Origin of the sequence: Streptomyces sp. ISL-99 (assembly GCF_018614005.1) — a bacterium.
Taxonomy (GTDB): domain Bacteria; phylum Actinomycetota; class Actinomycetes; order Streptomycetales; family Streptomycetaceae; genus Streptomyces; species Streptomyces flavidovirens.
This window is the reverse complement of the sequence record NZ_JAGGPC010000004.1, coordinates 89,576-109,400: the sequence shown is the minus strand read 5'-3', so window position 1 is coordinate 109,400 and position 19,825 is coordinate 89,576. Positions and strand designations below refer to the sequence as shown.

Here is a 19,825-nt window from a genome sequence, read left to right as displayed (position 1 = left end):
CACTCACTTTTCGGGCCACGGCGGGCGGGCCGGGGGATTCCCGTGCGATCCGCGCACCGGGCGAGGCACTCTACGCAGGTGCCTTCACTTCCCCCTCAGCGCTCCACGGACAGTCCGCCGGCCGGACACATGATCGTGTGCGGTGACGACGCCTTGGCCCACCGGCTGGCCGCGGAGCTCCGCGACGTCTACCGGGAGCGGGTCGTGCTGGTCCGGCCCGGCGGCGGACCGGCGCTCGGCCCCCGGCTTGCCGTGCCGGGGCAGGGCCGGGCCTCCGCCCTCCTCGGGCGGGTGTCCGCCGCCATGACAGGAACACCACCCGGCCCCGAGGCGGCTGATCCCGCCACCGTGGAGGCCGACGAGCCCACCGAGGCGGTACTGGCGTCTGCGGGCGTGGCCCGGGCCGCCGCACTGGCGCTCGTCTACGACGACGACGAGACGAACATCCGGGCCGCGCTCGCGGCCCGCCGCCTCAACCCCGGCCTGCGCCTCGTCATCCGGCTCTACAACCGCAAGCTCGGCCAGCACCTGGAAGAACTCCTCGACCAGGCCGCCTTCGTGGCCCTGCCGGATCTGGACGCCGCCGCCCTCGACGCGTCCACCACCGTCCTGTCCGACGCCGACACCGCGGCGCCCGCCCTGGCCGCCACCGCCGTCGCGGGCACGAGCAAGGTCGTACACGCCGACGGGCTGCTGCTGCGCGCGGTGGAACGCACCCCGCCCGGACGCGGCGAAGTCGCCGATCCCGGCCTGTGCACCCTCGCCCTGCTCTCCGCCACCACCAACGACCCGGCCGGGGAGGAGGGTTCGGACAGCAGCGGCACGGCAGGGCCCCAACTGCTGCCCGATCCCCGCACCGTCACCGCCGCCACCGGACGCGGAACCATCGTCCTCGAAGCGGTGACCCACACCGGCCCGCCCCTGCCGGCCGGCCGTCTGGCCGGCCGGGGCGTCCCGCTCTCCGAGCTCTTCTCCCGCCGCCTGCGCTGGGCCGTCGCCGGCACCGGCCTTGCGGTCCTCGCCCTGGCGATCGCCGCCTGGCAGGTCACGGACGACGGCTTTCTGCGCGCCGCCTACATCACGCTTCTCGACCTCTTCTCCATCAACGACCCCGCCGTCGGCGAGTCCACGGCCCGCCAGGTGCTCCAGCTCCTGTCCGGACTGGTCGGTCTCGCACTCCTGCCGCTCCTCGTGGCCGGAGGGCTGGAGGCGCTGGGCACGTTCCGCAGCGCCGCCACCCTGCGCCGCCCGCCGCGCGGCCTGTCCGGCCACGTCGTCCTGCTCGGCCTCGGCAAGATCGGCACCCGGGTGCTGGCCCGGCTGCGCGACCTCGACATCCCCGTCGTGTGCGTGGAGGAGGACCCCGAGGCACGCGGTATCGCGCTGGCCCGCCGCCTGCGCGTGCCGACCGTGATCGGCGACGTCACGCAGGAGGGCGTCCTGGAAGCGGCGAAAATCCACCGCGCGCACGCCCTGCTCGCCCTGACGTCCTCCGACACCACCAACCTGGAGGCCGCCCTCTACGCCCGTACGGTCAAGGCGGACCTGCGCGTCGCGCTGCGGCTGTACGACGACGACTTCGCCACCGCCGTCTACCGCACCCTGCGCGCCGCCCACCCCGACGCGCTCACCCGCAGCCGCAGCGTCTCCCACCTGGCCGCCCCCGCCTTCGCCGGAGCGATGATGGGCCGCCAGATCCTCGGCGCCATACCGGTCGAACGCAAAGTGCTCGTCTTCGCCGCACTCGTGGTCGCCGGCTACCCGCAACTGGAGGGCCGTACCGTCGCGGAAACCTTCCGGCCCGGTGCCTGGCGCGTCCTCGCCCTGGACACCACCGCCCCCGCCGAGCGGCGCCCCGACCTGTCCACCCCGCACCCGGCCGACGGCGAACAGCACCCCACCGGCCTCGTCTGGGACCTCCACCCCGGCTACGTACTCCAGCCCCAGGACCGCGTCGTCCTGGCCGCCACCCGCCGGGGGCTGGCCGAACTGCTCGGCAGGCACCCGCAGCCGCGTACTGGTCGGGGAACGCCCGCACAGCGCTGAGCCGGGCCCTACACGGACGCCGGTACGGTGCGAACGCTCAGAGGTCAGAGCGGCTGGTCCGGCCAGTCCAGCAGCCGGGCGCCGACCACCGCCGTCTGCAGGGTGTAACGGTCGCCGGGGTCACCGGGGTCGGCGCCCGTCAGCAGGCGGATCCGCTCCAGCCGGTACGTCATCGCCCTGGCGCTCAGGGAGAGCCGGCGGGCGGCTTCGGCGGCCACGCACCCGGTGTGGAAGTACGCGTTGAGGGTGTCGATCAGCGGCTGCGCTCCGCCGCGGGCCTGCTGGAGCGGGCCGAGGACGCTGCGTACCAGGTCGGCCATCGCCTGCCGGTCGCGGGTGAGGACCGGGTAGACCAGGAGGTCCGCGGCGTGCAGCACCGGGGCCTCCAGGGGCAGGCGGGCGGCCAGGTCGAGGGCGTTGAGTGCCTCCTCGTAGGAGTGGACCACTCCGCCGACGCCCGGATGGGGGCGGCCGATGGCCACCTGGCCGCCGTCGGTCGCGGCGTACGCCTGCTTGGCGAAGAAGCCGAGGACATCGGCCTCGTCACCGGGCGCGATGCAGATGAGCCGGCCGTTCTTCGTGGTGAGCAGGATCCGGCGGTTCGCGAAACGGGCCGCCAGGGACGCCTCGATGCCGCGGGTGACCGCGTAGCCGTCTTCGTACGGCTCGGTGCCCTGGGCCACGGCGACCGCATGCGCGTGGGACAGCAACAGCCCGAAACGCTCGGCTCGTTCGGCCAGACGCCCGGCGTCGCTGCGCCCGTGGAGCAGGTCGTCGATGAACTCCCGCCGGGCGGCCTCCTGCTGGCGGATCGCGAGCCGCTGGGCCCGCTCATGGCCCTCGGCGAAGGCGTCCACGGCCTGTTCCACTGCCGCGAGGAGGTGGTCGGCGCCCGCGCCCCGCAGGCTCGCCCGTACGCCCTGGGCCGCGGACAGGTGGGCGCGCACCAGGAAGCGCAGTCCGAGGCCGGCCTCGGCGGCCCGCTCACCCTGCGCCCGCAGCGCCGCCCCCTCGTCCCGGGTCAGCCGCCTGCCGGTGGCGCAGGCACCGGCCAGTATCTGGGCGTACCCCTCCAGGTATGCCTCGGCCGTGTCCCGGTCCGCCATGTCCCTCCCCGTTCTGACACGCCGTCGACGCCTTCCTGACGCGTGGACGTCAAGGGTGCCACGCATGCGCGCAGCGGCGGCCACCGGCATTAAGGATGACGAAGTCCAGGCCGAGGCGGCGCAGGTGGTGACCGGCGGCGAGCCCGGACTGGCCGCCGCCGATCACCACCACGTCCACCGTTGCCGCCTACCGGGTGGTGGTGATGGCCGTGGGTGCGAACTTCTTCCGCCAGGCCAGGGACACGTACACGAGCGCGACCAGGACCGGGACCTCGATCAGCGGGCCGACGACGCCCGACAGGGCCTGGCCGGAGGTGACGCCGAAGGTGGCGATGGCGACCGCGATGGCGAGCTCGAAGTTGTTGCCGGCCGCGGTGAAGGCGAGGGTCGCGGTGCGGTCGTAGTTCAGGCCGATGACCTTGCCGAGGAGGAACGTGCCGAACCACATCAGGGCGAAGTATACGAGCAGCGGAAGCGCGATCCGCGCCACGTCCAGGGGCTGCGAGGTGATCGTTTTTCCCTGGAGGGCGAAGAGGATGACGATCGTGAAGAGCAGGCCGTACAGCGCCCAGGGGCCGATCTTCGGCAGGAAGGTGTTCTCGTACTTCTCCTGGCCCATCTGCCGCTCGCCGAAGCGGCGGGTCAGGAAGCCGGCGAGGAGGGGGATACCGAGGAAGATGACGACGTTGAGCGCGATCTTCCACATGGAGATGTCGAGGTGCTCGCCGTCGCCGAGGCCGAGCCAGCCGGGCAGCAGGTCGAGGTAGAGCCAGCCGAGCAGGCCGAACGCGATGACCTGGAAGACCGAGTTCAGGGCGACGAGGACGGCGGCGGCCTCACGGTCGCCGCAGGCCAGGTCGTTCCAGATGATGACCATGGCGATACAGCGCGCGAGGCCGACGATGATCAGGCCGGTGCGGTACTCGGGCAGGTCCGGCAGGAAGATCCAGGCCAGCGCGAACATGATCGCCGGGCCGGCGATCCAGTTGATGACGAGCGACGAGATCATGAGCTTCTTGTCGCCGGTGACCGCGTCGAGCTTGTCGTAGCGGACCTTCGCAAGCACCGGGTACATCATGATCAGCAGGCCGACGGCGATGGGCAGCGAGATGCCGCCGATCTCGACCTTCGCGAGGGCGTCGTTGAGGCCCGGGATCAGGCGGCCGAGCCCCAGCCCGAGTGCCATGGCAAGAAGAATCCACACGGCCAGAAAGCGGTCCAGTGTGGAGAGCTTCGCGACGACCGAGGCTTCTTCGGTGGACGCGGGTGCTTCGGTGCGGGTCACGGACAGGCCCTCTTGTTCTCGGCGGCGGTACGGGAGGCTTCGGCCAGCTCGGCGAACTGGTCCGCGAGCTGGGCGATGACGTCGGGCCGGAGCTTGTAGTAGGTGAACCGGCCGCACGGCTCGGTCTCCACCACCCCGGCCTCGCGCAGGACGCGCAGGTGGTTGGAGAGGTTCGTCTGCCTGGCGCCGGTCTCCTCGACCAGGTGCGTGGTGCAGAGGGTCTCGCGGGCGAGCAGGGTCACGATCCGGAGCCTGAGCGGATCGGCCAGCACCCGGATCAGTTCAGTGTCGACTGACGTCATCATGGGCTGATACTGTCACATCAGTGGCCGCTGACGCCACCGGGTGCTGATGTCACTTGCGCCTGATTCCGTCGTGAGACAAGAGAGACCCCTGATGTCCGAGAAGCCCTCTGTGCTGTTCGTCTGTGTCCACAACGCCGGCCGCTCCCAGATGGCCGCCGCCTGGCTCAGCCACCTGGCCGGAGACCGCGTCGAGGTCCGCTCGGCGGGATCCAGCCCCGGCGCCGCCGTAAACCCGGCCGCCGTCGAAGCGATGCGCGAGGTCGGCATCGACATCTCCGCCGAGACCCCGAAGATCCTCACGGTCGAGGCCGTGAAGGAGTCGGACGTCTGCATCACGATGGGCTGCGGCGACACCTGCCCCGTCTTCCCCGGCAAGCGCTACCTCGACTGGCAGCTGGAAGACCCGGCCGGGCAGGGCGTTGAGGCCGTACGCCCGATCCGCGACGAGATCAAGGCGCTCGTCGAGGGCCTGATCAAGGAGATCGCCCCCGAGCCCTCCGCGTAAGCGTCGGCACGGACGTACGGAACGTACGCCGACGCAGTAACGGCAGGTGGACCGGCCGCGTCATCGCCTGCCGGCGCGACAGTTAGGCTGGCGCGGCTGGGGCCTCATCGTCGACCACGATGAGGCCCGTTTCTGTTTCTGCTTGCGGTTTCTGCTTGCGGTCGGTTTCAGGGTGGGGGAGTTCGTGGTGGCCCGTAGGAAGGCCGCCGGTGTGGTGGCCGTGGTGTTCACGGCGCTGGCCGGTGCGCAGCAGGCGTTGCTGGTGGCGGGGTTCGGGGGGTGGCTGCCGGGGTGGCAGCCGTGGCCGTATCTGCTCGTCGCGGCGCCGGCCTGGCTCATATCCAGGCCACTGTGGGGGGAGCGAATACCCCCACAGTGGCTGCGGGGTCTGGACGTGTTGCGGCGGGTGCCTGCCTGGGCGTACGTCGTGGGGGTGCTGGCGGTGGCCGCCGGGGTGTGGGCGGTGCTGCAGGATTTCGAGCCGTACCTCGGTCATGAGGAAGCGGTGTACGCGAACAAGGCGCGCTTCTGGGTGGAGGGGACGCCGGACGCGGGGTGGGGCGTCTACCGGCCTGTCGGGCTCCCGGCGCTGGGGGCGCTCGCGCTGTGGCTGGGCGGCGACGCGGGTGGCGGGGTGGGCGTTGCCGACGGGGTGGGGGCCCTGCGTGCGGTGGCGCTCGTACTGGTGCTGGGGGCGCTGACGGTGACGTATTTCGTCGCGGCCGCCTGGACCTCGCGGCGGCGTGCGGTGGTCTTCGTGGTGGTGCTGCTGAGCGGGCTGGGGTTTTTGCGCAGGGTGCCGGAGTACCTCAATGACATCGGGGCGACCGGGCTGCTGCTGATCGTCGTCCTTCTGCTGGTGCGGGCGCAGGAGAAGGAGGGGTCACGGGCGCTGTGGGGGGTGCCCGCCGTGGCGCTGGCTGCCTTTTATCTCCGGTACGGCGTCGTGGGGAACCTGCTCGCCGTGGGGCTCGCGGCGGTCCTCGCGTACGGCCCGCGCGCGTGGATGGCCCAGGGGCGGCGGCTGGTGGGGGCGGCCGTGCTGCTGGTGACCGGGCTCGTACCGCACTTCTGACATGCCGTACGGGAGACGGGCTCGCCGCTCGGGATGATCCTCTCGGCGACTTCGCAGGCCAATCGCGCGTACCTGGGCGACGGGCTCGTCTACTACCTGGCGGTCTTTCCGTACCGGCTGGCGGGGGACCTCGGTGCGGTGGTGATGGCCGCGGGGCTGTGGGCGGTGGGGGCGGCGCTGCGGCGGGTCCTGGCGGGACGCGGCGGCCGTTGCGGGGAGCGGGCGGACGACCGGCGGCGGGTGTTCCTGGGAACGGCCGCTGTGCTGGTGTTCGTGGTCCTCGGCATGGCGACGGACGGGGAGCCGCGGTTCGTTTACCTGGCCGTGGTTCTGCTCACCGTGCTCGGTGTGGAGGCGGTGGCCGGGCTGGCGGGGGCGGCGTGGAGTGCGCCCGTGCTGGCCGCCGTGGCCGCGTTCGCCGGGCTCACGGTGCTCGGTACGGCGCAGGTGGTGGCCCACGGCGCGATGCCGGGGCCGACCCGGCTGGCGGGGTCGACGGTGCCGGTCGCGCGGGAGATCGGGGCGGCGGCGCAGGGGCGGCCGTGTCTGGTGGTGACGGGGTACGAGCCGGAGTTCGGCTGGTACTCCGGGTGCGATGCGGTGACGTACGCCCAGTACCGGAAGATGCGGGTTCCCGAGGGGATGCGGGTGAGCCTGGTCGTCTTCGAGCGGGGGCGGCTGCAGCCGGACGCGGCGGGGCTGGAGCGGCTGGCCGCGGGGCGGGAGAGCGACGTACGGACGATCAGGACGGACGGGCCCGTGGGGACGGCGACGGTCGTCACGCTGCGGTAGGGGGGGGCTCCTGTCCTGCCTCGGTGTGGCGCGGGAGTGGCCGTCGGGGTCTGAACCTCGGTTGTCCACAGGGGGAGACGGGTGTCGGCGGGCGGCGGTACGGTCGTGGGCAGTTGATGTTGGGGCGGGGGGAGGCGGCGCACCATGGCCGGGAACAAGACGGTGGGGTCCGAGGGGCGTATTCCGGTGGTGCCTGGCTTCGCCCGGTGCACGGCGGACGGCTCGCCCACGGAGTCGCCCAAGGACAAGGGCAAGGCGCTGCGGGCACGGGTACCCCGGATCTCGCACGACTCGCTGGTGCTCGCCGCGCAGCGGCCCGACGCGGTGCGGGCGGTCGAGGAGTCGAATCGCGGCCGGGTGCCGGAGCTGACCCCGATACGGGTCGGACGTATGGCCGCCTCCCCCTTCGCCTTCCTGCGGGGCTCGGCCGGGCTGATGGCGCACGACCTGGTGGGTACGCCGGTCACCGGAGTCGGCGCACAGATCTGCGGTGACGCGCATGCGGCGAACTTCGGCCTGTACGGCGATGCGAGGGGCCGTCTGGTCATCGACCTGAACGACTTCGACGAGACCGCCGTCGGCCCCTGGGAGTGGGACGTCAAGCGGCTCGCGGCGTCACTGGTGCTGGCCGGGCGTCAGACGGGGGCCGACGAGCAGATATGCCGGCAGGCGGCTTTCGACGCGGTCGGGGCGTACCGGCGCACGATGCGGCTGCTGGCCAGGATGCCGGTGCTGGACGCGTGGAACGCGATCGCCGACGAGGAGCTCGTCTCGCACACGGACGCGCGTGATCTGCTGGGCACGCTGGAGCGGGTCGCGGAGAAGGCCCGTAACAACACCAGCGCGCGCTTCGCCGCCCGCGCGACGGCCGAGGGCCCGGGCGGGACACGGCGCTTCGTGGACGCACCGCCGGTGCTGCGGCGGGTGCCGGACGGGGAGGCGGCCGCGGTCGCCTCGGCGCTGGGCGGGTATCTCAGGACGCTCCCCGAGGACCGGCTGCCGCTGCTCGCGCGGTACGCGATCCACGATGTGGCGTTCCGGGTGGTCGGCACCGGCAGCGTCGGTACCCGGTCGTACGTGGTGCTGCTGCTCGACCACCGGGGCGAGCCGCTGGTGCTCCAGGTGAAGGAGGCGCGTGCCTCCGCGCTGACGCCGTATCTGCCTCTCGCCGGCTTCGACGTGCCGGAGGCCGGGCACGAGGGGCGGCGGGTGGTGCTCGGGCAGAAGCGGATGCAGGTGGTCAGCGACAGTCTGCTGGGCTGGGCCGAAGTGGACGGGCGGCCGTTCCAGGTGCGCCAGTTCAGGAACCGTAAGGGCAGTGTGGATCCGGCGGCGCTGGAACCCGGTCAGCTGGACGACTACGGGAGGATGACCGGGGCGCTGCTGGCGCGGGCCCATGCGCACAGCGTCGACCCGCGGCTGGTCGCCGGGTACTGCGGGAAGAACGAGGAGTTCGACGAGGCGGTGGCGCGTTTCGCGGTGGTGTACGCGGACCGTACGGAAGCGGATCACGCGGATCTGGTGGCGGCGGTCAAGGGCGGGCGGACGGCCGCCGAGTCCGGGGTGTGACGAGGGGGCCGGGCGGGATCTGACCGCGGTCTGAGTGGAGGGGCTGAGCGGGGGTGTGAGCGGGGGTGCGAGCACGGGTGCCCCGGCCGCCCGTACGCTGGGCGGGTGACTCAGGAAGCTCCCGGGGAGCCGACGACCCGGAACGACGACGCGCAGGGCCCGCACGCGGCCGGGTACGAGGCCGCCGGTGGGCAGTCCGCCGGGCGGGAAACCGCCGGGCCTGCGGGCGGTGAGCAGACCGCCGGCAGGGACAAGGGTGCCGAAGGCACCGAAGGCACCGAAGGCGCAGCAGGCACCGAAGGCACCGAACAGGTCGCGGCTCGGGGGCGGACTCAGGACCAGCGCGAGGACGGGGTCCAGGACCAGGACCAGGGCCAGGATCAGGATCAGGATCAGGATCAGGATCAGGATCAGGGTCAGGCTTCTGAGCGGCCGGAGGCGCGGCTGGAGAGGGCCGTGCGCGCCGCCGAGCAGGCGCTGATCGAGTTCGAGATCGCGGTGGAGACCTTCCGGGTCGAGGTGGAGAACTTCTCCCGGCTCCATCACCAGAAGCTCGGTCCGATGTACGCGCGCCTCGACGAACTGGACGCCCAGATCGCGGAGGCCACGGCCGCCCGTACCGGCGATCCCGACGACCGGCGCAGGGCGGACGAGGCGCGAGCCAACGTCATGCCCATGCCCGGTGTCGAGGAGCTGTTTCACGACTGGATGGACTCGGACGGCCTTTCGCCCGAGGCGTCGGCGATGCTCACCGACCAGAGGGTGCAGCCTCCGAAGCGGGTCAGGCCGACCGAGGAGGCGCGCAAGCTCTACCGCGAGCTGGCCCGCAAGGCGCACCCGGACCTGGCGCAGGACGAAACGGAGCGGGGCCGCAGGGACGAGTTCATCACGCGGGTCAACGCCGCGTACGGGCGCGGCGATGTGGACCAGCTGCGCGCGCTCGCGGAGGAGTGGGCCGCGGGGCCGGTGCCCGAGGAGCAGCAGCCGGAGCGCGACGAGCTCTACGCCCGGCTGGAATGGCTCTCGCAGCGCAAGGAGCTGCTGTCCCTGATCGCCCGGGAGCTGGAGGACAGTGCCATCGGCTCGATGCTGCGGATGGCGCCCGAGGATCCCGACGGGCTGCTGGACGAGATCGCCGAGCAACTGCTCGCGCGGGTCTCCGAGCGTGAGGCGGATCTGGCGAAACTGGTGCAGTAGGTTGCCGGACGAGCCCCGCCGATGAGAACACTGTGTATGTACGTGTATGTACGAGAGAAGGCATGACCCATGAATTTCGCCCCCCTTCCTTCCGTCGACGCCGCGGCGGTGCCGGCCGACGGCTTCGTGCTGGATGTACGGGAGAACGACGAGTGGGCAGCCGGTCACGTCGAGGGCGCACTGCACATCCCGATGAGCGACTTCGTCGGCCGCTTCGGTGAGCTCACCGAAGCGGTGGAGGACGGTCGGCGGGTACATGTGATGTGCCGGGTCGGCGGCCGTTCCGCGCAGGTCACCCAGTACCTGGTGCAGCAGGGCGTGGACGCGGTGAACGTCGACGGCGGGATGCTCGCCTGGGACGGCGCCGGACGCCCGATGGTCACCGACAGCGGAAACGCCGCCTTCGTCCTGTGACCCGGCCGGGCCGGTTCAGCTGAGGGGATGGGCAGCCAGCAGGTCGCCCAGTGCCTCTTCATGAGCGGCGGCCGGGCCGAGTGAGAGCTCGATCTGCTTGGCCCACGCGTGGTAGCGGTGCAGGGGGTAGTCGGTGTCCGCGCCGAAGCCGCCGTGCAGATGCTGCGCGGTCTGGACGACGCGGCGTACGCCGTCGGACGCCCAGATCTTCGCCACCGCCACGTCACCCGTCACGGGCAGGGCGCCGTGCGATCCCAAGGCCAGCCGCCAGGCGGCCTGCCAGAGGGTGACTTCCATGGCGCGCAGGTCGATGTAGCGGTCGGCCGCCTGGACGGCCACGGCCTGGAAGGTGGCGACGGGGAAGCCGAACTGTTCGCGCTTGCCCGTGTAGTCGCTCGTCATGGCCAGCACGCGCTCGCCGAGCCCGAGAGCCAGTGCGCAGGTGCCGGTGGTGAGGAGATCGCGCAGCCACTCCCACCCGCCCTCGGCGTCGATCACCTGGTGGGCGGTGATCCGTACGGCATCGAGGCGGACCTCGGCGAAGCGCTCGCCGCTGGTGGACACCTGGTCGGCGAGAGTGACGCCCGCGTGGTCGCGGGGGACCAGGGCCAGAACGGCGCGGCCCGTGCCGGTGTGCGCGGGCACCGCGATACGGTCCGCGCTCTGCGCCCAGGGCACGCCCGTCTGGACCCCGTCGAGCAGCCAGGAATCGCCGTCCTGCTGCGCGGTGACAGCCAGCTCGGCCGGGTCATGGCCGGTACGGCCGTTGGCGCCGGCTGTCAGGACGAGCTCGCCACGGCCGACGCGGGGGAGGATTTCGGCGGCCAACTCCGCGCTGCCGTAGGCCTGTACGGCCATCGCGACCGCGCTGGTGTCCAGCAGCGGTACGCGGGCGAGCACCTTCGCCGCCTCGCGCAGTACGAGGCAGAGCGCGACGGGGTCGAGGCCCGCTCCGTCGTGTTCCGGCGCCAGGACCAGGCTCAGCAGATCGGATCCGGCAAGCCTGGCCCACAGTGGCCGGTCGAAGTCCTCGGCCACCGCGCCGGGGGTGAGTGCGGGACTCGGCACCTGATCGGGCGCGACGCCCGAGAAGACCGCCTTCGCCGCCTCGACGGCCGCCTGCTGCTCCTCGGTGAAGGTGAAGTCCACGTCCTTGTCCTCCCCATGCCCCGGATTCCGCACACACCCGACATCTGACGGAGCGTCAAGATAGAACACGTTCCTGAAAATGAACACAGCATGAGACAGAACTCAGCCGGAGCGGGACCTCAGCCGGAGCGGGATGCCTCAGCGATCGAAGTCCAGCTCCACTTCCGGCGTCGCCGGATGCGACTGGCAGGCCAGGACATAGCCCGCTTCGGTCTCCTCCGGCTCCAGCGCGTAGTTGCGGTCCATCCGCACCTCGCCGGAGACCAGGAAGGCCCGGCACGTCCCGCAGACCCCGCCCTTGCAGGCGTACGGCGCGTCCGCGCGGCTGCGCAGCACCGTCTCCAGCAGTGATTCGCCGTCCAGTACCGGCCAGTTGCCCGACCGGCCGTCGAGCGTGGCGGTGAGTGTGCTGTTGGTGGCCGCCGTAACCGGGCTGCTCGTGACCGTTCCCGTTCCGTCGTCGACGTGGAAGATCTCCTCGTGGATACGGTTCCTGGCCACGCCGAGGCCGCGCAGCGCCCGCTCCGCGCCCTGGACGAGACCGAAGGGCCCGCACAGGAACCAGCCGTCCACGTCCGCCACCGGCAGCAGCGCGGGCAGCAGCTCCGTCAGCCGCTCCTCGTCGAGGCGGCCCGACGGCAGACCCGCCTGCTGCTCTTCCCGGGAGAGAGCGGTGACCAGCTGGAACCGGTCCGGGTAACGGTCCTTGAGGTCGGCCACCTCCTCCAGGAACATCGTCGAAGCCGCCGTGCGGTCACTGCGCACCAGGCAGAAACTGGCGTCCGGCTCCCGCGCCAGCAGCGTCGCCGCCATCGACAGCACCGGCGTGATGCCGCTGCCGCCCACGATCGCGGCGAAGCGGCCCGGGCGCGGCTCCAGGATGAAGCGGCCGGTCGGCGCCATCGCCTCGACCGTGTCGCCGACGGCCAGTTCCTTGAGGGCGTACGACGAGAAATCGCCGCCGTCGACCAGCCGGATGCCCACCCGCAGCACCGGCTCCCGCGGCGCTTCGGTGGCCGGGGCGCAGATCGAGTACGTACGGCGGATCTCCTCACCGTCCACGACGCGGCGCAGTGCGATGTGCTGGCCTGGTGTGTGCCGGAAGGTCTCGCGGAGCTCTGGCGGCACGGCGAGGGTGACAGCCACGGAGTCGTCGGTGAGCCGCTCGACCTCGCGGACCCGGAGCGGATGGAACATCTATAGCTCCTTGAAGTGGTCGAACGGTTCGCGGCAGGAAACGCAGCGGCGCAGCGCCTTGCACGCGGTGGAGGAGAACCGGCTGAGCAGCTCGGTGTCCGTGGAGCCGCAGTGCGGGCAGCGCACCGACAGGGTGAGGGGCACGGGCCCGCCGTCGGTCGGCTGCGGGCGCGGCGGTGCTATGCCGAACTCCGCGAGCTTGCGGCGGCCCTCCGGGCTGATGTCGTCCGTCGACCAGGCGGGGGACAGGACCGTGCGGACCGAGACCTCCGGTATGCCGTGCTCGTGCAGCGCACGCTCGATGTCCGTGGACATCGCCTCGATCGCCGGGCAGCCGGTGTACGTCGGCGTCAGCTCGACCTCGACCCTGCCGGGCCCGAAGACGTGGACGGCGCGCAGGACGCCGAGCTCCTCCAGGGTGAGCACCGGCAGCTCGGGGTCGGGGACCGAGCCCGCGACCCGGCGCAGCTCGGCCTCCAGGAGCGTCTCGGTCACCATGTCGCCCCCGGGTGGCTGCGGTGCAGGTGCTGCATCTCGGCGATCATGCGCCCGAACGGTTCGGTGTGCAGCCCCTGGCGGCCCGCTCCCGCCGCCCAGGCGCCGCTCTGCGGCCCCTGGGGCACGGTCAGCGTCGCCCGCTCCAGCACAGCGCCGACCGATTCCCGCCAGCCGGCCTGCAGCTTCTGCCAGTCGACGTCGACGCCTTCGACGGGCTGGAACACCTCGCCCGTGAACCGCCACAGCGTGTCGCAGCCCCGCTGCATCCGCTCGTGACTCTCGGCCGTGCCGTCGCCGAGGCGCAGCGTCCAGTGCTCGGCGTGGTCCTGGTGGTACGCGACCTCCTTGACCGCCTTCGCCGCCAGCGGGGCGAACTCGCTGCCCCCGGCCGCCAGTTGCCCGTACAGCAGCCCCTGGTAGGTGGAGAAGTACAGCTGGCGGGCGATGGTCTGCGCGAAGTCGCCGTTCGGCTGCTCGACCAGCTGGAGATTGCGGAAGGCCCGCTCCTCACGGAGGTACGCCAGCTCGTCCTCGTCACCGACGAGGGAGAGCAGGACCCGCGCCTGCCCCAGCAGGTCCAGCGCGATGTTCGCGAGGGCCACTTCCTCTTCGAGCACGGGGGCGTGTCCCGCCCACTCCCCCAGCCGGTGCGAGAGCACCAGGGCGTCGTCGCCCAGGGCGAGGGCCGCGGATTCGAGTGCGGCGGTCACAGGTACTTGGTTCACAGGTGCCGCACCCCTTCCGGGATCTCGTAGAACGTCGGATGCCGGTAGGGCTTGTCAGCCGCCGGTTCGAAGAACGGGTCCTTCTCGTCGGGCGAGGAAGCGGTGATCGCCGACGACGGCACCACCCACAGCGAGACGCCCTCGGACCTGCGGGTGTAGAGGTCGCGGGCGTTGCGCAGGGCCATTTCGGCGTCCGGCGCGTGCAGGCTGCCGGCGTGGGTGTGGGACAGTCCGCGGCGTGAGCGCACGAAGACCTCCCACAGTGGCCAGTCGGAGTTCGTCATGCTGCTGCCTTCCCGTGCTTCGCGGCGTACGCGCTCGCCGCCTCCCGGACCCAGGCGCCCTCTTCGTGCGCCGTGCGCCGCTGCGAGATCCGCTGCTCGTTGCAGGGACCGTTGCCCTTCAGTACGTTCCAGAACTCGTCCCAGTCGATCGCGCCGAAGTCGTACTGCCCGCGCTCCTCGTTCCACCGCAGGTCCGGGTCGGGGAGGGTGAGCCCGAGCGCCTCCGCCTGCGGGACGGCGATGTCGACGAAGCGCTGGCGCAGCTCGTCGTTGGAGTGGCGCTTGATCTTCCAGGCCATGGACTGCGCCGAATGGGCCGACTCGTCGTCCGGCGGGCCGAACATCATCAGGGACGGCCACCACCACCGGTCCACCGCGTCCTGCGCCATGGCGTGCTGCTCGGGCGTCCCCTTGCTGAGGTGGAGCAGGAGCTCGTACCCCTGCCGCTGGTGGAAGGACTCCTCCTTGCAGATGCGGACCATCGCGCGGGCGTACGGGCCGTAGGAGCAGCGGCACAGCGGCACTTGGTTGGTGATCGCGGCGCCGTCCACCAGCCAGCCGATCGCGCCGACGTCGGCCCAGGTCAGGGTGGGGTAGTTGAAGATCGACGAGTACTTCTGGCGGCCGGAGTGGAGCTTGTCGAGGAGCTCTTCGCGGCCGGTGCCCAGGGTCTCGGCGGCGCTGTAGAGGTAGAGGCCGTGCCCGGCCTCGTCCTGCACCTTGGCCATCAGGATCGCTTTGCGGCGCAGTGAGGGGGCGCGGGTGATCCAGTTGGCCTCGGGCTGCATGCCGATGATTTCCGAGTGGGCGTGCTGGGCCATCTGGCGGACCAGCGAGGCCCGGTAGGCGTCGGGCATCCAGTCCCGCGGCTCGATGCGCTCGTCCGCCGCCACCGCGGCGTCGAACGCCGCTTCGTACGCGGCCGCCCGCTCCGCTTCTCCGGCCTGCGCCTCAGCCGTCGTACGGTGCGCAGCTGCTGTAGCCATCCGAGCCCCCTGCCGTCCCTGCCGGCTTCTTCCCCGCCGGCGTCCCGACCGACCGATCGTTCGGTTCGATGACTTCAATGGTGAGTCGACGGCCCGTAGGGTGTCAACCCTGTGGATAACTGTGGGGGACCGACGGTGATCGGGGCGGGATGGATTCGTACGACGACAGGGGCGTGAGCGCCGGGCGGGAAGGGGCTTCCGTTCCGGGTGGCACAGAGGCCCCGGACGCCCCGGACGCCCCTCGCGCCCCAGGCATATCCGGTGGCGGTATCGCGGCTCTGTCTCTGCCGTACCAGGCCGTGGCAGCCCTGGCGCTCGCCGTCGTCGGCGTCATCGCCTGCGTGCACCTCGGGATGGTCTTCTTGCACGTCGCACCGTCCAACACCCTCACCAAGCAGAACGGCGAGGCGATCGACGACTGGGTCTACCCGGAATTCGAGCAGAACTGGAAGCTCTTCGCTCCCAATCCGCTCCAGCAGAACATCGCCGTACAGGTGCGGGCGCAGGTCCGAACGGCCGACGGGCAGTGGAAGACCACCGACTGGATCGACCTCTCCGCCCAGGACGGCGAGGCGATCCGCGGCAATCTGCTGCCGAGCCACACCGTCCAGAACGCGCTGCGGCGCGCCTGGGACTTCTACACCGCCTCGCACGACAACGCGAACAAGCCGAACGGCATGCGCGGCGCCCTCTCCGAGCGTTACGTCCGCCGCACCGTCATGCTGCGGCTCGCCCGGCAGGACCTGGGGGGCGAGGTCGAGCGGATACAGGTCAGGTCGGAGACCAGGTGGGTGAAGGCGCCGTCGTGGAGCGAGGAGAAGACGAACGGCCGGCCGGCCCATCGGGTGCTTCCGTGGTGGCCGGTGACCGATGCGGACCTGCCGGAAGGTGCGCGGCGCGCGTCGGAGGCGGCCCGGTGAACTCGTCCGTCCGTACTCCTGCCGCCCCCGGGGCAGCCGCCGCCCGTAAGCTCGCGCGCGCCGTTCAGCGCGTCACCTCCACCGCCCTCGGGCCGTACCAGAGCGCCGTCGTGCGGATCGGGTTCTCGCTGACCTGGCTGCTCTTCCTGCTCTGCGAATACCCGCACCGCCATGAGCTGTACGGGCCGGACGGGCCGTGGAGCTGGGACATGGCCCAGAAGCTGATAGCGAACAATCACGCTTTCACCGCGCTGATGTGGTCGCAGAGCCCGGTCTGGTTCGAGGTCGTCTACGGGCTCGCGATCGTGTCGGCGGCGCTGCTGATGCTGGGCTGGCGTACGCGGACCATGTCCGTCCTCTTCATGATCGGCGTGCTGTCGCTGCAGAACCGCAGCATCTTCATGGGCGACGGCGGCGACAACGTCATCCACCTCATGGCGATCTACCTGGTGCTGACGCGGTGCGGGCAGGTGTGGTCGCTGGACGCGCGGCGCGGTGCCCGTCGCGCCGACCGGGTGGGACCCGTCCTGTGGGGCACGCTGGGCGCGTGCCTCGCCGCGCTCACGTTCACGGGCGAGCTTGGCGAGGGCTGGCTGCTGATCTTCTGGGGTCTGCTGGTCGTTCACGCCCTGTGGTGGGCGGCCGGCCGCTACGCGCCCGGGCATCCGCGCGTTCTCCTCGACGTCATCGCCAACCTCCTCCACAACGCCGGTCTCTTCGTGATCATGGCGGAAGTCTGTCTCGTCTACGCGACCGCCGGCTGGTACAAGATCCAGGGCTCGCGCTGGCAGGACGGCACCGCGCTCTACTACCCGCTGCACCTGGACTACTTCTCGCCCTGGCCGGGGCTTTCCGGGCTGCTTGCCTCCAGCGGCGTGATCGTGATGCTGCTGACGTACGGGACGGTGGCAGTGCAGGTCGCCTTCCCCTTCACGCTCTTCAACCGGCGGGTCAAGAACGTCCTGCTCGCCGTCATGATCGCCGAGCATGCGGCGATCGCTGTACTGCTCGGGCTGCCCTTCTTCTCGCTGGCGATGATCGCCGCCGACGCGGTCTTCCTGCCGACCGGCTTTCTGCGGCGCGCCGGCCGGTGGGCGGCGCGGGGGCGGGCCCGGGTGCTGGGGCGCCAGGATGATGCGGATGCGGATGCGGCGCCGCGAAAGCAACCCCGGCAGCAGGAGCAGGTCTGTACGCTCGTCGAGTGAAGGCGAGGCGTCCGGCCTGGTCACGGGCTCCCCGTAGGCTGAGTCCATGACTGAGGACGTGGCCGGGGCTGTGGTGCGGCAGTGGCGTGAGGCAGAGCCGAACGCCGTTCTGCTCGACGGTTTCCATGCCCTGAAGCACGCGCTCCGCTTCGGCGCGGAGGTGCGACTGACGGTCGCGAGCGACCGGCAGGCCGTGCTGGCGCTCGCGCGGGAGCTGGCCGACGACCTGTCGGGTGTGCTCGCTGAGTCCGTTGTCGAAATCCCGGCGCGCGCCTTGCGTGAGCTGGTTCCGCGGGTTCACACGACGGCGGTGGCCGCACTGGCGGTCCGGCGCGACGCCGCAGCGAACGCGCAAACGCTGTCCCGGCTGCCTCGGCGCTCCCCGATCGTCGTGCTGGACAACCCCCGTAATCTCGGCAACGTCGGAGCGGTCGTCCGGCTGGCTGCCGGTTTCGGCGCCACGGGCGTCGTCACGACCGGCGACATGGACCCGTGGCACCCCAACGTCGTGCGTGCCGGCGCGGGGCTCCACTACGCCACGGCTGTCGAGCGCAGGAGCCTCGACGAGCTGCCGCCGGGCCCGCTGTACGTACTGGACCCGGAGGGCGAGGACATCCGGTCCGTCGAAGTCCCCGACGACGCGCTCATAGCGTTCGGCTCCGAGCGGCACGGGATCTCACCGGAGCTGCGCAGCCGGGCGACCAGGCTGGTGGCGCTTCCCATGAGACCGCAGGTGTCCAGCTACAACCTGGCGACCAGTGTGGCCATGACGCTGTTCCACTGGGGCGGGCCGCCCGCCGTCGCCCCTGCTTGAGCGGACGACAGCGGGCGTGGGACGGCGGAAAGCCGGCCGGTTACGCCTGCCTGCGGACCTCCACCACCCGGAAGCGGTTGGCTACGAAGGCCGCGTCGCACAGGGCGGCGTTGGCCGCCGGGTTGCCGCCCGAGCCGTGGAAGTCCGAGAACGCCGCGGTCTGGTTGACGTAGACCCCGCCCGTCAGGTTCAGCGAAAGCTGCGCCGACTCCTCCAGGCAGACCTCCTCGATGGCGGCCTCCGTCACCTGCGAGGTCGTGTACGCGCCCACCGTCATCGCGCCCTTCTCCCGCACCGTGCGGCGCAGCAGTTCCAGGCCGTCCTCGGTGGAGTCGACAGCGACCGCGAAGGAGACCGGGCCGAAGCACTCGGACATGTACGCCGCTTCCGCGTCCGGCTTGGCGCCGTCGAGCTTGACCATGACCGGCGTACGGACCACCGCCTGCGGGAAGTCCGGGTTCGTGATCTCCCGTGAGGGCAGCGCGACTTCGCCCAGTCCCGCAGCCGCTTCGAGGCGGGCCTTCACGTCGGGATTGACCAGCGCGCCCAGCAGCGCGTTCGCGCGGGCGTCGTCGCCCAGCAGGCCGGCGACCGAGGCCGCGAGGTCGGACACCACCTCGTCGTAGGTCTTCGCGCCCGCGTCCGTCCTGATCCCGTCCCTGGGGATCAGGAGGTTCTGCGGAGTGGTGCACATCTGGCCGCTGTAGAGGGAGAGGGAGAACGCCAGGTTGGACAGCATTCCCTTGTAGTCGTCCGTGGAGTCGATGACGACCGTGTTGACGCCGGCCTTCTCCGTGTAGACCTGCGCCTGGCGGGCGTTCGTCTCCAGCCACTCGCCGAACGAGGTGGACCCCGTGTAGTCGATGATCCGGATTTCGGGGCGGGTCGCGAGGGTCTTCGCGATGCCCTCGCCGGGGGCCTCGGCGGCCAGGGCCACCAGGTTCGGGTCGAAGCCGGCTTCGGTGAGGACCTCGCGGGCGATCCGGACCGTGAGGGCCAGCGGGAGGACCGCTCGGGGGTGCGGCTTGACCAGGACCGGGTTTCCGGTGGCCAGGGAGGCGAAGAGGCCCGGGTAGCCGTTCCAGGTGGGGAAGGTGTTGCAGCCGATCAGCAGCGCGATGCCGCGCGGGACCGCGGTGAAGGACTTCCTCAGGTTGAGCGGGTCGCGCTTGCCCTGCGGCTTGGACCACTCGGCCGCGCCGGGGGTGCGGACCTGCTCGGCGTACGCGTACGTCACGGCCTCCAGGCCGCGGTCCTGCGCGTGCGGGCCGCCCGCCTGGAACGCCATCATGAAGGCCTGGCCGCTGGTGTGCATGACCGCGTGCGCGAGTTCGTGCGTACGGGCGCTGATGCGCGACAGGATTTCGAGGCAGACCAGGGCGCGGTTCTCGGGGCCGGCCTCGCGCCAGGCGCCCATGCCCGCGCGCATCGCCGGCAGCAGGACGTCGATGTCGGCGTGCGGGTATTCGATGCCCAGTTCCGGCCCGTACGGCGACACCTCGGCGCCCGTCCAGCCGTCGGTGCCGGGCTGGTCGAGTTCGAAGCGCGTGCCGTGCAGCGCCTGGAAGGCCGCGAGGCCTTCGGCGGCGCTCAGGCTGCCGTTCTCGCCGTACGCCTTGGGGTGCTCGGGGTGCGGGGACCAGTACGCCCGCGTGCGGATCGCGTCGAGCGCCTGGTCGAGCGTCGTCCGGTGCTTCTCGGACAGCTGGGAAGTGGTGAGTTCGGCGGCCACGGCGGACCAACTCCTCGTCGA

20 protein-coding genes and 1 pseudogene are annotated in these 19,825 nt (G+C 71.5%); 10 read left to right on the top strand and 11 right to left on the bottom strand.

From position 1 onward, the window contains the following. The first annotated feature begins 129 nt into the window (after positions 1 to 129). Positions 130 to 2,046, top strand: coding sequence for an NAD(P)-binding protein (locus J7E91_RS02515; protein WP_214898793.1), 1,917 nt, complete (start codon positions 130 to 132; stop codon positions 2,044 to 2,046). A gap of 44 nt (positions 2,047 to 2,090) precedes the next feature. Here J7E91_RS02515 and J7E91_RS02510 read toward each other — a convergent pair whose 3' ends face one another. From J7E91_RS02510 to J7E91_RS02495, 4 genes and pseudogenes are all read right to left on the bottom strand, one after another. After that, positions 2,091 to 3,152: a CdaR family transcriptional regulator gene (locus tag J7E91_RS02510; protein ID WP_214898736.1), complete on the bottom strand. Its 1,062-nt coding sequence runs from the start codon at positions 3,150 to 3,152 to the stop codon at positions 2,091 to 2,093. 58 nt (positions 3,153 to 3,210) lie between these two features. Next, positions 3,211 to 3,330: pseudogene (locus J7E91_RS02505) on the bottom strand (FAD-binding protein); the annotation flags it as partial. Positions 3,331 to 3,339: 9 nt separating this feature from the next. Beyond that, the gene (gene arsB / locus J7E91_RS02500) at positions 3,340 to 4,437 is read right to left on the bottom strand and encodes an ACR3 family arsenite efflux transporter (protein WP_214898734.1); all 1,098 of its coding nucleotides are present in this window, start codon (positions 4,435 to 4,437) and stop codon (positions 3,340 to 3,342) included. Continuing rightward, the gene (locus tag J7E91_RS02495) at positions 4,434 to 4,742 is read right to left on the bottom strand and encodes a helix-turn-helix transcriptional regulator (RefSeq protein WP_214898732.1); all 309 of its coding nucleotides are present in this window, start codon (positions 4,740 to 4,742) and stop codon (positions 4,434 to 4,436) included. Before J7E91_RS02495 ends, arsB begins: the two co-directional genes overlap by 4 nt. 91 nt (positions 4,743 to 4,833) lie before the next feature. Between J7E91_RS02495 and J7E91_RS02490 the strand changes: the two genes are divergently transcribed. The 6 genes from J7E91_RS02490 to J7E91_RS02465 all read left to right on the top strand — a co-directional run bounded on the left by J7E91_RS02490 (position 4,834) and on the right by J7E91_RS02465 (position 10,294). Continuing rightward, complete coding sequence (locus tag J7E91_RS02490; RefSeq protein ID WP_214898730.1) at positions 4,834 to 5,247, top strand: arsenate reductase ArsC; 414 nt, start codon at positions 4,834 to 4,836, stop codon at positions 5,245 to 5,247. A 187-nt stretch (positions 5,248 to 5,434) separates the two neighbouring features. Next, positions 5,435 to 6,322, top strand: a complete 888-nt coding sequence (locus J7E91_RS02485) for a hypothetical protein (RefSeq protein ID WP_214898727.1) — start codon at positions 5,435 to 5,437, stop codon at positions 6,320 to 6,322. 33 nt (positions 6,323 to 6,355) lie between these two features. After that, positions 6,356 to 7,114 carry a hypothetical protein gene (locus J7E91_RS02480; RefSeq protein WP_214898725.1) on the top strand — a complete coding sequence of 253 codons (759 nt, stop codon included), beginning with the start codon at positions 6,356 to 6,358 and terminating at the stop codon, positions 7,112 to 7,114. Positions 7,115 to 7,258: 144 nt separating this feature from the next. Beyond that, positions 7,259 to 8,683 carry a DUF2252 domain-containing protein gene (locus tag J7E91_RS02475; protein ID WP_214898723.1) on the top strand — a complete coding sequence of 475 codons (1,425 nt, stop codon included), beginning with the start codon at positions 7,259 to 7,261 and terminating at the stop codon, positions 8,681 to 8,683. Between the two features lie 105 nt (positions 8,684 to 8,788). Beyond that, positions 8,789 to 9,880 carry a J domain-containing protein gene (locus J7E91_RS02470; protein ID WP_214898721.1) on the top strand — a complete coding sequence of 364 codons (1,092 nt, stop codon included), beginning with the start codon at positions 8,789 to 8,791 and terminating at the stop codon, positions 9,878 to 9,880. Positions 9,881 to 9,949: 69 nt separating this feature from the next. Then, complete coding sequence (locus J7E91_RS02465) at positions 9,950 to 10,294, top strand: rhodanese-like domain-containing protein (protein WP_214898719.1); 345 nt, start codon at positions 9,950 to 9,952, stop codon at positions 10,292 to 10,294. Between the two features lie 15 nt (positions 10,295 to 10,309). Here the strand turns inward: J7E91_RS02465 and J7E91_RS02460 are convergent, their stop codons facing one another. The 6 genes from J7E91_RS02460 to paaA form a co-directional block, all read right to left on the bottom strand. Continuing rightward, entirely contained in the window at positions 10,310 to 11,443 is a 1,134-nt protein-coding gene (locus J7E91_RS02460) for an acyl-CoA dehydrogenase family protein (RefSeq protein ID WP_214898717.1), read from the bottom strand. Between the two features lie 138 nt (positions 11,444 to 11,581). Beyond that, complete coding sequence (locus J7E91_RS02455; RefSeq protein WP_214898715.1) at positions 11,582 to 12,640, bottom strand: 2Fe-2S iron-sulfur cluster-binding protein; 1,059 nt, start codon at positions 12,638 to 12,640, stop codon at positions 11,582 to 11,584. Beyond that, positions 12,641 to 13,138: a 1,2-phenylacetyl-CoA epoxidase subunit PaaD gene (gene paaD / locus J7E91_RS02450; RefSeq protein ID WP_214898713.1), complete on the bottom strand. Its 498-nt coding sequence runs from the start codon at positions 13,136 to 13,138 to the stop codon at positions 12,641 to 12,643. After that, on the bottom strand, positions 13,132 to 13,863 hold the full coding sequence (gene paaC / locus J7E91_RS02445) for a 1,2-phenylacetyl-CoA epoxidase subunit PaaC (protein WP_308375953.1): 732 nt from the start codon (positions 13,861 to 13,863) through the stop codon (positions 13,132 to 13,134). The genes paaD and paaC overlap by 7 nt, the downstream gene beginning before the upstream one ends. Next, the gene (gene paaB, locus J7E91_RS02440; RefSeq protein ID WP_028810644.1) at positions 13,860 to 14,147 is read right to left on the bottom strand and encodes a 1,2-phenylacetyl-CoA epoxidase subunit PaaB; all 288 of its coding nucleotides are present in this window, start codon (positions 14,145 to 14,147) and stop codon (positions 13,860 to 13,862) included. Before paaB ends, paaC begins: the two co-directional genes overlap by 4 nt. After that, complete coding sequence (paaA, locus tag J7E91_RS02435) at positions 14,144 to 15,133, bottom strand: 1,2-phenylacetyl-CoA epoxidase subunit PaaA (protein ID WP_214898712.1); 990 nt, start codon at positions 15,131 to 15,133, stop codon at positions 14,144 to 14,146. Before paaA ends, paaB begins: the two co-directional genes overlap by 4 nt. A gap of 149 nt (positions 15,134 to 15,282) precedes the next feature. Between paaA and J7E91_RS02430 the strand changes: the two genes are divergently transcribed. From J7E91_RS02430 to J7E91_RS02420, 3 genes are read left to right on the top strand one after another with little or no spacing between them, the layout of a single operon-like run. Then, complete coding sequence (locus J7E91_RS02430) at positions 15,283 to 16,053, top strand: DUF5819 family protein (RefSeq protein WP_214898710.1); 771 nt, start codon at positions 15,283 to 15,285, stop codon at positions 16,051 to 16,053. Continuing rightward, positions 16,050 to 17,258, top strand: coding sequence for an HTTM domain-containing protein (locus J7E91_RS02425; RefSeq protein WP_308375952.1), 1,209 nt, complete (start codon positions 16,050 to 16,052; stop codon positions 17,256 to 17,258). Before J7E91_RS02430 ends, J7E91_RS02425 begins: the two co-directional genes overlap by 4 nt. A 46-nt stretch (positions 17,259 to 17,304) precedes the next feature. After that, positions 17,305 to 18,072 carry an RNA methyltransferase gene (locus tag J7E91_RS02420; protein ID WP_214898706.1) on the top strand — a complete coding sequence of 256 codons (768 nt, stop codon included), beginning with the start codon at positions 17,305 to 17,307 and terminating at the stop codon, positions 18,070 to 18,072. 40 nt (positions 18,073 to 18,112) lie between these two features. Here the strand turns inward: J7E91_RS02420 and paaN are convergent, their stop codons facing one another. Next, on the bottom strand, positions 18,113 to 19,804 hold the full coding sequence (gene paaN, locus J7E91_RS02415; RefSeq protein ID WP_308375951.1) for a phenylacetic acid degradation protein PaaN: 1,692 nt from the start codon (positions 19,802 to 19,804) through the stop codon (positions 18,113 to 18,115). Positions 19,805 to 19,825 lie beyond the last annotated feature (21 nt).